A 14884-nucleotide genomic window follows, 5' to 3' on the forward strand; every position below is an offset into this window, starting at 1 on the left:
GGCGTCCCGGTTGACCCGGGGCATTGGAGCCAAGCCCGCCGGGGGGTCAAGGCCGCTGAGGACATGGCTGACGAAGCAGGGCCGGCGAGCGCCGCCGGCCCTTCTTCGCGGGGGAAGGGGCGCGCGCCTCAGGCGGCCCGCACGGTGGCGAGGAAGGTGCCGACCTCGGTGCGCAGGTGCTCGGACTGGCGCGACAGGTCCGCCGAGGCGCGCTGGACCTGGGCCGCCGTGGCGCCGGCCTCCGCCGCCGCATGCGCCACCGCCTCGATGTCCTGGCTCATCGCCCCGGTGCCGGCCGAGGCCTGGCCCATGTTGCGGACGATCTCCTGGGTGGTGACACCCTGCTCCTCGACCGCCGCCGCGATGCTGCTGGTGACGACGCTCATGCTCTCGATACGGGTGACGATGCTGCGGATCGCCCCGGTGGCGCCGGTGGTGGCGGAACGGATCGCCTCGACCTGCTCGGCGATCTCGGTGGTGGCGCGGCTGGTCTGCTCGGCGAGGTTCTTCACCTCCGAGGCGACTACGGCGAAGCCGCGCCCGGCCTCGCCGGCCCGGGCCGCCTCGATGGTGGCGTTGAGCGCCAGGAGGTTGGTCTGGCTGGCGATCTGCGAGACGAGACCGACCACGTCGCCGATCCGGGTCGCGGCCTCGGACAGGGTCTGCATGGTGGCGGCGGTGCGGCCCGCCTCCTCGACGGCCTGACCCGACATGGCGGAGGCCTGCTCTACCTGCCGGCCGATCTCGCCGACCGTGGCGCCGAGTTCCTCGGCCGCCACCGCCACCGCGTTGACGTTGCCGGCGGTCTCCTGCGCGGTCGCCGCGACCGAGCTGGAGCGACGGGCGGTGCCGGCCACCGCCTCGGTCATGCCCGAGGCCGCGCCCTGGAGGTCGGACGAAGCCTGCGAAACGGTGCCGACGATGCCGCCGACGGAGTGCTCGAACCGGTCGGCGAGGTCGCGCAGCAGGGCGCGGCGCTCGGTCTCCTGGCGCAGGCGTGCCGCCTCGGTGGTCTGGAGCTGCTGGGCGGCTTCTTCCAGGGAGATGTCCCGGATGGTGACGACCGCGCGGGCGATGTCGCCGATCTCGTCGGCGCGGCGGCTGCCCGGCACCTCGGCCAGGGTCTCGCGGCGGGCAAGCGCCTGCAGGGCGCGGGTCAGGGCGCCGAGGGGACCGACGATGGTGCGGGCGAACAGCAGGCCGAGAATCGCCGTGACAGCCAGCACCGCCAGGGCCGTGAAGGCCAGCGCCCGGGTCAGGGTTCCGACCGCCGCCAGCGTCTCGTCCTCGGACTGCTCGGCCAGGATGGTCCACGGTGCGCCGAGCACCGAGACCTTGGTGGTGGCGACCATGCGGCGCCCGGCGCCGTCCTGGTAGGTGAAGGGGCGCCCGCTCGCCAGGGCATCCTTGTCGAGGCCCAGAGCCGTCGCGGGTGTGCCGGCGGTCACGGGCTTGCCGGAGTTGGCCGTGAGCGGCGGGTCGCTGCGCAGGGCGCCGTCGCCGCCCACCGCCATGACCTGACCGGTCTCGCCGAGGCCGCCGCGATCCGCGAGGGTGCGGTCGAACAGGGCCGGCGTCAGGCGCATCACGACGAAGCCGATCCGGGCCGAGTCCTGGCCGGTCCCCATGGCGACGTTGGCGCGGCGCGCGATGGCGCGGCCGATGAAGGCCGACGGCACGGCATCGGCCGGGTAGGCGCCGTAATCCTCGTAGAGGGTCGCGTCGGAACCGGAAGCCTTCAGGCGCTCCACCAGACGGACGAGGCCGGTGCCGGCCAGATCGGGTTCGGCCAGGGCGCGTCCGAAATCCTTGCCCTTGGTCGTGGTGTAGACGATGCGGCCGTCCTCGGAGACGAAGACGAGGTCGGCATAGCCCGGCCGCTCCAGGATCTTGCGGGCGACCTCCTGGACCTTGGCGTGGCGACGTCCGTACATCGTGCCGGCCGCCTCGGCGCCGAGGCGGGATTCCAGCGTCGCGCCCTCGGTGTAGGTGCGGACGAGACCGGCGAAATCGGCCTTGGCCGGATCGAGGGCTTCGACGAGGTCGCCGAAATTGCCGCCCACCTGCGGGTTGCCCGCGATGGTGACGAGGTCGCCGCCGACCCGCTCGGCCACCAGCTCGATTCCCGCCTTGCGGGCCGAGGCGGCGAATTGCAGGCGCTCCTGGGCAGCATCCACCAGCCCGGCGCGGGCGCTGTACCAGCTCAGCCCGCCCATCACGGTGGCGCTGACGAGGGCGAGCCCGACCGTGATTGCGGGAAGGCGGAAGTTCAGACTGGAGTGACGAGGCATCGAAGGGCACCGATCGGGAAATGCGAAGCCCGATCATGCAACCAAATACTGAAGAATTAGGTTTCAGCCCGCCCGTCGCTCGGCAGCCCAGGCAGTGACTGCCGGTTACGCTCCGCCGATGCGGCATCAATTGGTGCGTTTCGGCCAGCGACGCGGCGGAGACTCTGGTCGACCACACGCCAACTCAAACCGGATGGCCGAAACCCATCCGGCTCAGGCAGCTTCCCGGCCGGATGCTCCGCCGTCGTCGAGAAACATCCGGTAGGCCGGGTTGTCGGTCTCGTCGATGCACGGATAGTCCAGCTTCGCGATGGCGGCATCGAAGCGGGCGCGGTCCGCCGGCGGCACACCGATGCCGGCGAGCACGCGACCGTAATCGGCTCCGTGATTGCGGTAGTGGAACAGGCTGATGTCGAAGTCGTCGCCGAGCGCGTCGAGGAACTTCATCAGCGCGCCCGGGCGCTCCGGGAACTGGAAGCGGTAGAGCCGTTCGTGGGCGAGCCCGGTGGTCCGGCCGCCGACCATGTAGCGGATATGGACCTTGGCCATCTCGTTGTCGCTCATGTCGACGGTCCGGTAGCCGGCGGCGCGCAGCGATTCGATCAGGCCGTGCTTCTCCCGCGCGCCGCCGGCGAGATTGATGCCGACGAAGATCTGCGCATCGGTGCCGGTCGCGTAGCGGTAGTTGAACTCGGTGATCGCCCGCGGCCCGAGGGTCTGGATGAAGGCGCGGTACGCGCCCTGGCGCTCGGGGATAGTGACGCCGAGCAGGACCTCGCGCTCCTCGCCGATCTCGGCCCGCTCGGCGATGTGACGCAGGCGGTCGAAGTTGAGGTTGGCGCCGCTGGAGATCGCCACCAGCGTGCCGGTCCCCGCCCCGGCGCCGTCCCCCTGGCGCGCGGCGTAGGCCTTGGCGCCGGCCAGCGCGAGGGCGCCCGAGGGCTCCGAGATGGCGCGGGTGTCGTCGAAGATGTCCTTGACCGCCGCGCACATCGCATCGGTGTCGACGGTGATGACCTCGTCGAGGAACTCGGCGCAGAGCCGGAAGGTCTCGGCTCCGGCCTCGCGCACGGCGACGCCGTCGGCGAACAGGCCGACGGTGGGCAGCACCACCCGTTTCCCGGCCGCCAGGGCAGCCGCCATGCAGGCGGCATCGTCCGGCTCGACGCCGATGACCTTGGTCTCGGGCCGCAGGTATTTCACGAAGGTGGCGATGCCAGCGGCGAGGCCGCCGCCGCCGACGGGCACGAAGATCGCCTCGATCGGCCCGGAATGCTGGGTCAGGATCTCCATCCCGATGGTGCCCTGGCCGGCGATCACGTCGGGATCGTCGAAGGGGTGCAGGAAGGTCAGCCCATCGCGCGCCTCCAATTCGCGGGCATGGCCCAGCGCCTCGTCGAAGGCATCGCCGAACAGGATGACCTCGGCGCCGCGCGCCCGGCAGGCATCGACCTTGATCGCCGGAGTCGTGCGCGGCATCACGATGACGGCGCGGACGTTGAGCCGTGCGGCGGCGAGCGCCACGCCCTGCGCATGGTTGCCGGCCGAGGCGCAGACGACGCCCTTGGCCAGCAGCTCGGGCGACAGGCCCGACATCTTGTTGTAGGCGCCGCGCAGCTTGAACGAGAAGACCGGCTGCAGGTCCTCGCGCTTCAGGAGCACCGGGCGGCCCAGGCGCGCCGACATGCGCGGCATCGGGTCGAGCGGACTCTCGATAGCGACGTCGTAGACGCGGGCGGTGAGGATCTTGCGGATGTAGTCGGTCAAGGAGACACGGGCTCCGGCGAGGCGGCGATGCGGAAGACGGATGCCCGCACATAGGCGCTCGGCGCGCCAGAAGCGAGCGAGGTCCTGTCGCGGGCGAGGTCCTGTCGCGGGCGAGGTCCTGTCGCAGGCAAGATCCTGTCCGGGCGCCGCCGCACGATGGCGGCGACGCCGGCCCTCCCGGCAGCGACGCGAAGGCGCCTACTTGTCGAACAGGGCCTGCAGCGCCGCGCGCTCCCGGGTCTTGGGCAGCGCGATCAGGGTGAGGATGCGCGCCTTGTCCGGCGTCAGGTCGTCGGCGAAGACCGCGCCGGCCTTGAGCAGCGTGTTGCCGCCGCCCTTGAAGCCGTAGACCGGCAGCGCCCGGCCGTTGGAAACCTTCGTGGCCACGATGACCGGGACGCCCTTGGCGATGACCTCCGCGATGGCGTCGTGCATCTCGGCATTCATGTTGCCCCAGCCATAGGCCTCGACCACGATGGCCTCCGCCCCCGTTTCGGCGGCGTGGCGTACCTGACTGCCGTCGGCGCCGGCATACATCGCCACGAGATCGACCCGGGGCATGCGCTCGGGCAGCGGCAGGGTCTGGCGGCGCAGCGACTTACGGCTGAACACGACCCGGTCCTCGTCGACGTAGCCGAGGAAGCCGGCATCGCCGGAATTGAAGGTCTCGACGTTGCTCGTATGCGTCTTGCGCACCTCGCGGGCGGCATTGATGTGATGGTTCAGCGTCACCGTCACGCCCATGCCGTTCGCGCCGTCGGCGAGAATCTGCCGGGCCGCATTGAGGAGGTTTCGCGACCCGTCCGAATCCCAGTCGGAGGCGTTGCGCTGGGCGCCCACCAGGACCACGGGCTTGTCGCTCTTCAGGGTGAGGTCGAGGAAGTAGGCGGTCTGATCCAGGGTATCGGTGCCGTGCAGGACGATGGCGCCGCGGATCGCCGGGTCGGCCAGGATTTCGTCGACCTTGCGTGACAGGCCGGGCCAGCGATCCGGCCCCATATAGTCGCTCGGGACATTGCTGAACTCGGTGACGGCGATCGCCGCGAGGTCCTTGAGCTTCGGGACGGCCGCGACGAGATCCTCGCCTGAGAGGGCCGGCACCGGCGTATGCGTGGCCGGGTCGAGCTTCATGGCGATGGTTCCGCCGGTCGCGATCACGGCAATCTTCGGCAGGTCGGCTGCAGCTGTCGGTTGCATCAGAAGCAGTAAACCGCTCAAGCCGAACAGTGTCTGTCTCAGAATCATGGCTACCGGCATGAACGCACCTCGGTGGACGCAAGTCGTTTCAAAGGATTGCGGTCGCTCCGTCGACGATCGACCGGACGTCCAGCGTTGAAGGACCGCGCCGTCCCTGTCCAGATCACGCAGGGCGATGCTGTTTCATCGGGCCTGCGACTGTGATCGGCTCGTTTCGTTCGAGGCCGTCACTGTCGATGCGGCGTCAGGGGTGGTCCGACAGGCGCTCGACCAGTGCGGCGATCCAGATCAGCGCGGCGATGCCCTGGGCCGAGAAGGTCCCGGCCGAGGCGAGATCTTTGACGATGCCGATCTTGGGATGGTGCCCGGGATGGAGGTGGTCGCAGAGCTTTTCGATCGCGGTGTTGAGGAATTCGGCGGCCAGCATCAGCAGCAGGCTCGCCAGCAGGGCGACCCGGACCCAGAGCGTGGAGCCGAGCAGCAGCCCCAGCGGCACCCCGAGGACCAGCAGCACGAGTTCGAGGCGCACGGCCCGCTCGGTGCGGGCGCCGTGCACGAGGCCGCGCCAGGAATTGAGGAAGGCGAGGTAGAGGGCGTGCATCTCAGCGGGCCGCCGGAGCGCTGCGGGTGATCCACTTGGCCACGACCGGTCCGGTGACCAGCACCACGAAAAGCCGCAGGGTCTGGACCGCGAGCACGAAGGACACGTCGACCTTCGAGCCGACCGCGATGATCGCCACCGAATCGAGCCCGCCGGGACTGGTGGCGAGGTAGGCGGTGAGAAAGTCGATGGGCAGCAGGAAGGTCAGCCCGTAGGCCCAGCCGCCGCACAGGGCGATCACCCCCAGGGTGGCGATCATGATGCCCGGCAGGGCGCTCACCGTTTCGCGCAGGGTCTCGCGCCGGAAACGCAGGCCGACATACCAGCCGATGGTGGCGTAGGCGAGGTCGAGGACCGGCATGGGCAGTGCCATCGACACGAGGCCGGAGGCGTGGAGCGCCGCGCCGAGCAGCATCGGCCCGATCAGCGCGAAGGCCGGCAGGCGCAGGACCTTCGCCAGAACGGCGCCGGCGGCCGCCACCGCCAGGGTCGCCAGGATCGAGAGCGGCGCCACGCTGAAGGGGTCGGATGCCGGCACCACGTCGGTGACATCGGTGAGCAGGCGGGCCATGACGGACGCCGACAGCACCACGGCGACCACCCGCACGTATTGCATGAAGGCCACGAGGCGGGGATCGGCGCCGTATTCCTCCGACATCGCCACCATGGCAGCGGCGCCTCCGGGGGACGAGCCCCAGGCCGCCGTGGAGCCCGGCAGGATGCGCAGGCGGGTGAGCGCCCAGCCCACCACGCCGCCGACCAGCACCGTGACCAGCACCACCGCCAGGATCAGGGCGCCGTCCTCCGACACCGTGCGGACGATCTCGCCGGTCACCGTATGGGCGACGAGGCAACCGATCATCGCCTGGGCCGCCTGGAAGCCGAATTTCGGCACCGACAGGTTCGCGCCGCCGACGCCGAAGGCGATCGCCGCCACCATCGGCCCGAGCAGGAGCGCCGCCGGAAAATGCGCGTGGTCGAGGCCATAGGCCAGGAGGCCGGAGGTGCCGAGGAGAGCCGCCCAACGGCCGAGAAAGCGCAGTGAGAGCACGGAGAGGCCGGAAGGATGCGGAGAGACGCGAAGGCCGGGCCGTACGGCCCGTCGTGCCGGGCGCTACACCGGATCGGCCACGCTGTCACGGCGCGGGATGCGCGGGCGGGGCATGCCGTCGTCGCGGCAGGCGGTGGTGCCGGACGGGGCATGGGCGCGGAAGAAGGCGGCGAGATGGGCGAGGCCGTCGCTGCGCGGATCGCTGGTGCGCCAGGCCAGGGCGATCGTACGGCCGGGGCCGTCGACGTCGAAGCTGCGAGTCACCGTGAGGCCGCTCGGGTCGGGTCCGGTGGGAACCGCCAGCGTGGGCAGCAGGGTGTATCCGGCCCCCGCCGCCACCATCGAGCGCAGGGTCTCCAGGCTGGTGGCGTGGCGCCCGGCGGCGGAGCCGGCGCCGCAGGCCGCCACGGTCTGGTCGCGCAGGCAGTTGCCCTCGTCGAGGAGGAGGAGGTCCGGCCCGGCGATGTCGGTGGCGCGGAGCGCACCGCCCCGGGCGAGGGGGTGCTCGGCCGGGCAGGCGAGTTGGAACGGCTCGACGAAGAGCGGCGACACGGTGAGCCCGGAGGCCGGCACCGGCAGCGAGATCAGGGCCGCGTCGATGCGGCCGTTGCGCAATCCTTCGAGAATCTCGGCGGTGCGGGCCTCGCTCAGGGCCAGGGCCAGCAGCGGAAACTCCTGGCGCAGGGTCCGCAACACCAGGGGGAACAGGTAGGGCCCGAGCGTCTGGATGGCCGCCAGGACGAGGCGGCCGGTGAGCGGGGCGCCGCGCCCCTCGCTGGCCAGGACCAGGAGGCGCTGGGCCTCCGCCATGACGATGCGGGCCTGGCGCACGATGGTCTGGCCGGCCGGGGTCAGCATCACCCGGCGGTTGCCGCGCTCGAACAAAGCCAGGCCGAGCAGATCTTCCAGCTTGCGGACCTGGACACTCAGGGTGGGCTGGCTGACGTTGCAGCGCTCGGCGGCCCGGCCGAAATGCATCTCCTCGGCGACGGCCACGACATATTCGAGATCGCGCAGGGACAGGCCCGACATATTCATAGGCTTTGCCTATCATCCCTTTCGCCACGATGCATTAGCCAAATCGCCGGCGCGGGTCCATAAGACCGGCTCGGAATGATTCCAAGATTCGGATGCGGCGGTCGCCGCGACGATCTTATCTGAGCGAGAGAGCACCGCATGAGCGATCAGCGCCCGATCCTGACCACCCGACAGGGCCACCCGGTTCGCGACAACCAGAGTACCCGTACGGTTGGCGAGCGCGGCCCCGCGACCCTCGAGAACTACCAGTTCATCGAGAAGATCACGCATTTCGATCGCGAGCGTATCCCGGAGCGCGTCGTCCACGCCCGCGGCGCCGGCGCTCACGGCTACTTCGAGGCCTATGGCAAGATCGGCAACGAGCCGGCCTCCAAGTACACCCGCGCCCGCGTTCTCAACGAGACCGGCGTCAAGACGCCGATGTTCGTGCGCTTCTCCACCGTGGCCGGCGCCAAGGAAAGCCCCGAGACCGAGCGCGACCCGCGCGGCTTCGCGGTGAAGTTCAAGACCGTCGACGGCAACTGGGATCTGGTCGGCAACAACCTCAAGGTCTTCTTCATCCGCGACGCGATCAAGTTCCCCGACATGATCCACGCGTTCAAGCCCGATCCGGTGACCAACCGGCAGGAGGCGTGGCGCTTCTTCGACTTCGTGGCGCAGCATCCCGAAGCCATCCACATGGTGACCCACCTCAAGTCGCCCTGGGGCATCCCCGCCAACTATCGCGAGATGGAGGGCTCGGGTGTCAACACCTACAAGCTGGTCAATGACCAGGGCGAAGCCGTGCTGTGCAAGTTCCATTGGGAGCCCAAGCAGGGCGTCCGCAACCTGACCTCGGCCCAGGCCTCCGAGATTCAGGCCAAGGATGTCGGCCACGCCACGCGCGACCTCTACGACAACATCAAGGCCGGCAACTTCCCCGAGTGGGAATTCTGCGTGCAGATCATGCCCGACGGTCCGAACGACCACCTGTCGTTCGATCCCCTCGACGACACCAAGCTCTGGCCGGTCGAGGACTTCCCGCTGCTGCCCGTCGGCCGCATGGTGCTCGATCGCGTGCCGGACAACTTCTTCGCCGAGGTCGAGCAGTCGGCCTTCGGCACGGGCGTGCTCGTGGACGGCATCGACTTCTCGGACGACAAGATGCTCCAGGGCCGGACGTTGTCCTACTCGGACACGCAGCGCTACCGCGTCGGTGCCAACTACCTCCAGCTGCCGATCAACGCGCCGCAGCCGGGCGTGAAGGTCTATTCGAATCAGCGCGACGGCCAGATGACCTACGGCGTCGACGGCACCGGCCCGAATGCCCACATCAACTATGAGCCCTCGACCCTGGCCGAGGGTCTGCGCGAGGCGCCGAAGCCGGCCAAGGATTATCACCAGCCGGTGCAGGGCCAGCTCGGCCGCTACCAGACCTCGCGCACCGAGGACGACTACACCCAGGCCGGCGTGCGCTACCGTTCGTTCCAGGATTGGGAGCGTGACGACCTGATCGCCAACCTCGTCGGCGATATGAAGCAGTGCCCGGAGCCGATCCAGCTGCGCATGGTCTGGCACTTCTGGCACGCCGACGAAGATTACGGCCGTCGCGTCGCCGAGGGTGCGGGGATCGATCTGGAAAAGGCCAAGGCTCTGCCGCCGCTTCCGGGCCGCGCCGCGCCGGGCAAGCGGCTCCAGGCCGAGACTTATACCGACGGCAGCCAGGCTCACAGCATCGCCGCCGAGTAAACTCACCGTCTCATCGCGAAGGCTGATCGAGTCCCGCCGGGTCCTAGGACCCGGCGGGACTTTTTCGTTGCTCGATCCTCTGCGCGCCGCAGGCAAAGGTCGGATCGGGAACGACGAGCGACGAGGGGTTCGACGCAATGACATCCATCGAGCGGTGACGGACATCCGTCGTTCGACAGGCACGGACGTTGCGGTGTGATGTGCTGTAAATTTGAAATCTTATGTTGTTGAAGACAAGTTCTTGTTTTTAATGATTCCCCCTATAGGCTGCGTTATTCGAAGGACGCACGATATATTTACCGATTGGTCTGTCAGATAGCCGGCGTGGCAGAATGCCAGGGTGTTCGAGCGCGGGACGAGAGATCAGCCTTGATCAGGAACGAGCTCAGCTCCGTCGAGGCGATCATCGAGCGCGATCGGGCGCGCGAGGTCCTGCGGGGCATGCGCCCGACGCTGATCGCGAACGTGTTCGTCTCGGTGTCCCTCGGCGGGATGATGTGGGAGCTGGTTCCTCGCGCGCTGATCCTCGCCTTCGTCGGCGTCAACGCCCTGCTCAACTTCTCCCGTGCCCTGATTGCCGCCCGATGGCTGAGGCTGAGCCACGCGGACCGGTACCCCGACCGGGTCCTGGCCTTCGCGTGGATCGGCGCCCTGCTCTCGGGCCTCTGCTGGGCCGGTGCCCTGATCGGCCTCGCGCAGAACGGACACACCCAGTCGGTGGCGGTCGCCCTGGCCTTCTGCAGCCTGAATGCCGGGGTCATCCAGAGCAAGGTGTCCCGGGCTCCCGCCATCGCCTTCATGCTTCCGAGCCTCGCGGTCCTCACGGTGCTGTTCCTCGTCGAGGGATCTCTCAGCGCGCAGATCATCGCCGTGAACCTGATCATCCTCGCGGTGCTGATGATTCGCGGCGCGACCGACCAGGAGGCGCATTACCTGGAATCGAGCCGCCTCAAGCTGGAAGCCACCGCGCTGGCCGAATCGTTGAAGGCCGCCAATCTCGCCGCCGAGCAGGCCCTGCGCCGCCTCGAATATTCGGCGTCCCACGATCACCTGACCGGCCTGTTCAACCGGGCGGCCTATCAAGCCGCTTTCGAGGCACGCCTGGGGAATGGGACGGCGGATCGGGAGGAGTTCTGGATCCTGCTGATCGACCTCGATCGCTTCAAGGGCATCAACGACACCTTCGGGCATGCGGTCGGCGACGCGGTCCTGGTCGAATCCGGTGCGCGCCTGAGACGGATTCTCGGCGCGGAGGCCGTGGTCGCGCGTCTCGGAGGCGACGAGTTCGCCGCCCTGGTCCCCGGTCCGCCCGGCCGGGACGACGGGCCGAGGCTGGCGCGGGAGATCGTGGCGCAGCTTGCCGTGCTCGTCACGGCGTCCGGCCAGACCGTCCAGGCGGGGGCCAGCGTCGGCATCGCCCGCTACCCGGGTGACGCCGACACCCTCGTAGACCTGCAATGCCATGCCGACCTGGCCCTCTATGTCGCGAAATCGAAGGGCCGTGGCGCTTGGTGCCGGTACGAGGAGGCCATGTACCGGGTGGCGCGGATCAAGCGGGAGATCGAGCGCGACCTCGCCGGCGCCCTGGAGAGCCGGGCGATCCGGGCCTGGTTCCAGCCCCAGGTCGAGAGTCGGACCGGCGCGGTGGTCGGGGTCGAGGCGCTGCTGCGCTGGAACCATCCGAAGCTGGGGTGGGTGTCGCCCCCGGACGTGATCGCGGCTGCCCTGGCGACGCGCCAGTCGCGCGCCGTGATGCAGGTCATCCTGCGCGACGGCTGTCGTATGGCGCAGCAGCTCGATGCCGCCGGCCATTCCCACGTCCGTGTCTCGATCAACATGTCGCCGAGTGAATTCGGCAGCTATCCCCTCGCCGCGATGGTCGCCGCCGAACTGGCGGCCCACCAGGTCGCGCCGGCGCGCCTCGCGATCGAGATCACCGAGGAGGCGGTCTATTCGAGCGAGCGGGGCGGGGCGGATGTCGAGGCGCTGATCGGGATGGGAGTCGGCATCATCGTCGATGATTTCGGCGTCGCCTACTCGTCGATCGGAGCCCTGCGCAACCTGCGCTTCGACTGCCTGAAGATCGATCGGAGCTTCATCAAGAACCTCGTCGACGAGGAACGGGACCGCCTGCTGATGAAGGCCATCCTGGCCTTCGCCCGGACCCTCGGGGTGACGGTGGTGGCCGAAGGCGTCGAGACCCGCGCCCAGTTCGACATCCTGAAGCAGCTCGGATGCCCGATCCTTCAGGGCTTCCACTTCGCCGGCGCCATGCCGGAGCCTGCCGCGCTGGACTGGGTCGCCCACAACGCCGCCCTGCGATTCGGATTGTCCCGGGACGAGGGCTGGTTCGTCACGGGCCGCCGACGCCTCGCCGTGCAGGCCTGATCACCGATCGTCCGGTCGGTGGCGACGGATTCTGCTCCGAAAACGACGGAAGGCCCGCGCGATATCCCGCGCGGGCCTTCTCGTATCCGGCTGACGCGCGCGCGATGCGCCCGTCAGATGTTCATCGGATCCTGCTGCGATCTTACTCGGCAGCCGTCTTACTCAGCAGCGTTCTTGGCCGCGCTCTTGGCGGCCTTCTCGGCCTTGCGGGCGTCCTTGTTCGCCTTCGAGGCATCGGCCTTGGCGGCCTTCTCGGCGGGGCGATCGGCGCGCTCGACGATACGGGCGGACTTACCGCGACGATCGCGCAGGTAGTACAGCTTGGCGCGACGCACCTTGCCGCGACGGACGACGGCGATCGAATCGATCAGCGGCGAGTAGAGCGGGAACACACGCTCGACGCCTTCGCCGTAGGAGATCTTGCGGACGGTGAAGCTCTCGTTGAGGCCGCCACCGGAGCGCGCGATGCAGACGCCCTCATAGGCCTGCACACGGGTGCGCTCGCCTTCCTTCACCTTCACGTTCACCGTCACGGTGTCGCCGGGCTGGAAGTCGGGGATGGTCTTGCCGAGCGAAGCGATCTGCTCCTGCTCGAGCTGCTGGATGATGTTCATCGATGATATCCTGCCGGTGCGCGCCCGTGATCCCCGGATGGGACCGCGTGCGTCAGGATTTCGGCATCCTGTTTTGAATTGAGGCGGGCCATACACGAGGTGCGGCCCCTTGTCCAACCCGGTCCCGGCGGTTTCGGGGCGGGCTCTGCGCAGCCCGCACGGTTGAGAAAATCGCCGCTCCGGTCCACATGGAGAGGGCGGCGGAGCCTTCCGGCGTCATTCCCGGCCGGCCTTGAACCGGCGCAGCGGACGAGGATCTTTCTGAGCCATGTTCATCCAGACCGAAGCCACTCCGAATCCCGCCACCCTGAAGTTCCTGCCCGGCCGCGTGGTCCTGACCGAAGGCACCTTCGAGGCGCGCGACGCTGAGGCCGCGGCCCGCTCGCCCCTGGCGACCCGCCTGTTCGACGTGCCCGGCGTCTCGGGCGTCTATCTCGGGCACGATTTCATCTCGGTCACCAAGGCCGAGGACGACAATCTCTGGCCGCAGGTGAAGCCGGCCGTGCTCGGCGCGATCATGGAGCATTTCCAGTCCGGTGCGCCGACCCTGGCCGAGGGCCACGTCGTCGGCAGCGAGGATGCCGAGGAGTTCTTCGATCCGGCCGACCTCGAGACGGTCGAGACGATCAAGGACCTGCTGGAGACCCGCGTTCGTCCGGCCGTGGCCGGCGACGGCGGCGACATCACCTTCCGGGGCTACAAGGAAGGCGTGGTCTACCTCGAGATGAAGGGCGCCTGCTCGGGCTGCCCGTCCTCCACCGCCACCCTGCGCAACGGCGTGCAGAACCTGTTCCGGCACTTCCTGCCGGAAATCCGCGAGGTGCAAGCGATCTAAGGTCGGCGATCCGAGGCCGAGAAACCGCCCGTTCGGCGCAAAGCCGCAACAGGTTCGCGCGAATGTGTCCCTGACGGCCGCTCCGCTCTGCCGGAGCGGCCGTTTTTGTCTTAACGTCAGGCCGTCCCGGGACGCAGGCGCGCTCCGGGGCCGCGGCACGATCGGGAGTGAGTTTGCGTATCCTCGCCATCGACACGGCGCTCGACGCCTGTTCCGTCTGCATCGCCTCGGATGCCACCGACGATCTCCTCGCCCACGAGTCGATGGTCCTCGGTCGCGGCCATGCCGAGGCCCTGCTGCCGATGATCGAGCGCGTGGTCGCCCGGGTCGAGGGCGGGTTCGAGGCGCTGGACCGCGTCGCCGTGACGGTCGGGCCGGGCAGTTACACCGGCCTGCGGGTGGGGCTTTCGGCCGCCCGCGCCATCGGTCTCGCCACCGGCATTCCGGTGGTCGGCGTCACCACCCTGTCGGCCCTGCTGGCGCCGCTGCTGGCGCTCAACGGCGAGGGCCTGATCGTCGCCGCCATCGACGCGCGTCACGGCTCGGTCTACCTCCAGGCGATGAGCATGACGGACGGCATCGTGGTGCCGCCGAGCCACGTTCCGGTCGCGGAGGCGGCGGCGATGCTCGATGGCGTCGTGACGCTGGTCGGCTCCGGTGCGCCCCTGATCGCCGCCGCCGCCAAGGCCCGCGGATTCGCCGTCGAGGTCGCCGGCACCGGGGCCGCCGAGATCGGCTGGATCGCCTCGCTCGGCATGCTCGCCGATCCGGCCCAGGCCTTGGCCCGGCCGCTCTACCTGCGTGGCCCCGACGCCCAGCCGCAGGATCATGCGAGGCTTGCGCGCCGATGACCCGACCCCTGACTCCCTTCTGGCCCTTCGAGGTCTGGTCCGCCTGGTGGGAAGCCTGGGGCACGGCGCCCTACGTGACCGTTCTGCGCGATTCCGGTCAGGCCCGGGCGCTGGCCCGCATCCACGCCACCGCCTTCGCCCGCCCCTGGGACGCGCACGAGTTCGAGCGCATGCTGTGCGAGCGTTCCACCGAGGCGCATACCCTGTGGAAGAACGGTGCGATCCAGGGCTTCGTCCTGTCGCGCCGCGCCGCAGACGAGGCCGAGATCCTCACGGTGGTGCTGGCGCCGGGCGTGCGCGGCGGCGGCCTCTCGCATAAGCTGGTGAGCGCGCATCTCCAACACTTAGCCCAGACCGGCATCCGCACCGTCCACCTGGAGGTCGACGAGGGCAACGCCCCGGCGCTGAAGCTCTACGCCCGCCACGGCTTCCGGCAGGTCGGCGAGCGGACGGGCTACTACACCCGCGCCGACGGCCAGCGCGCGACCGCTCTGACCATGACGGCGGTGCTGGCGTGATCCGG

At 69.3% G+C, this 14884-nt stretch carries 12 protein-coding genes; 5 read left to right on the forward strand and 7 right to left on the reverse strand.

All coding sequences use genetic code 11. The annotated features are described in order from the left end of the window. Positions 1 to 128: 128 nt before the first annotated feature. The 6 genes from ACV7NL_RS10055 to ACV7NL_RS10080 form a co-directional block, all read right to left on the reverse strand. Positions 129 to 2291: a methyl-accepting chemotaxis protein gene (locus ACV7NL_RS10055; RefSeq protein ID WP_463355573.1), complete on the reverse strand. Its 2163-nt coding sequence runs from the start codon at positions 2289 to 2291 to the stop codon at positions 129 to 131. 213 nt (positions 2292 to 2504) lie between these two features. Further along, entirely contained in the window at positions 2505 to 4058 is a 1554-nt protein-coding gene (ilvA, locus tag ACV7NL_RS10060) for a threonine ammonia-lyase, biosynthetic (protein WP_463355574.1), read from the reverse strand. Between the two features lie 198 nt (positions 4059 to 4256). Continuing rightward, the gene (locus ACV7NL_RS10065; RefSeq protein WP_463355575.1) at positions 4257 to 5255 is read right to left on the reverse strand and encodes an asparaginase; all 999 of its coding nucleotides are present in this window, start codon (positions 5253 to 5255) and stop codon (positions 4257 to 4259) included. A gap of 244 nt (positions 5256 to 5499) precedes the next feature. Then, positions 5500 to 5856, reverse strand: coding sequence for a diacylglycerol kinase (locus ACV7NL_RS10070; RefSeq protein ID WP_056189539.1), 357 nt, complete (start codon positions 5854 to 5856; stop codon positions 5500 to 5502). Between the two features lies 1 nt (position 5857). Continuing rightward, positions 5858 to 6907: an AbrB family transcriptional regulator gene (locus ACV7NL_RS10075; RefSeq protein ID WP_463355576.1), complete on the reverse strand. Its 1050-nt coding sequence runs from the start codon at positions 6905 to 6907 to the stop codon at positions 5858 to 5860. 63 nt (positions 6908 to 6970) lie between these two features. Further along, positions 6971 to 7945: a LysR substrate-binding domain-containing protein gene (locus ACV7NL_RS10080; protein WP_056189535.1), complete on the reverse strand. Its 975-nt coding sequence runs from the start codon at positions 7943 to 7945 to the stop codon at positions 6971 to 6973. Positions 7946 to 8083: 138 nt separating this feature from the next. On the opposite strand from ACV7NL_RS10080, the gene ACV7NL_RS10085 reads away from it, so the two are divergent. After that, positions 8084 to 9673 (forward strand): catalase, encoded by a 1590-nt coding sequence (locus ACV7NL_RS10085; protein WP_056189532.1) that lies wholly within the window; start codon positions 8084 to 8086, stop codon positions 9671 to 9673. Positions 9674 to 10042: 369 nt separating this feature from the next. Then, entirely contained in the window at positions 10043 to 12061 is a 2019-nt protein-coding gene (locus ACV7NL_RS10090) for a putative bifunctional diguanylate cyclase/phosphodiesterase (RefSeq protein ID WP_463355577.1), read from the forward strand. A 158-nt stretch (positions 12062 to 12219) separates the two neighbouring features. On the opposite strand, the gene rplS is transcribed toward ACV7NL_RS10090, so the two are convergent. Next, positions 12220 to 12675 carry a 50S ribosomal protein L19 gene (gene rplS, locus ACV7NL_RS10095; RefSeq protein WP_056189527.1) on the reverse strand — a complete coding sequence of 152 codons (456 nt, stop codon included), beginning with the start codon at positions 12673 to 12675 and terminating at the stop codon, positions 12220 to 12222. A 268-nt stretch (positions 12676 to 12943) separates the two neighbouring features. On the opposite strand from rplS, the gene ACV7NL_RS10100 reads away from it, so the two are divergent. The 3 genes from ACV7NL_RS10100 (at position 12944) to ACV7NL_RS10110 (ending at position 14879) form a co-directional block, all read left to right on the forward strand. Next, positions 12944 to 13510, forward strand: a complete 567-nt coding sequence (locus ACV7NL_RS10100; RefSeq protein WP_056189523.1) for a NifU family protein — start codon at positions 12944 to 12946, stop codon at positions 13508 to 13510. A 173-nt stretch (positions 13511 to 13683) separates the two neighbouring features. Continuing rightward, a complete protein-coding gene (gene tsaB / locus ACV7NL_RS10105) occupies positions 13684 to 14361 on the forward strand; it encodes a tRNA (adenosine(37)-N6)-threonylcarbamoyltransferase complex dimerization subunit type 1 TsaB (RefSeq protein ID WP_056189520.1) in 678 nt (225 codons plus the stop codon). Then, positions 14358 to 14879 carry a GNAT family N-acetyltransferase gene (locus ACV7NL_RS10110; protein ID WP_463355578.1) on the forward strand — a complete coding sequence of 174 codons (522 nt, stop codon included), beginning with the start codon at positions 14358 to 14360 and terminating at the stop codon, positions 14877 to 14879. Before tsaB ends, ACV7NL_RS10110 begins: the two co-directional genes overlap by 4 nt. Positions 14880 to 14884: the final 5 nt, after the last annotated feature.

Source organism: Methylobacterium sp. Ger2507 (genome assembly GCF_055231875.1).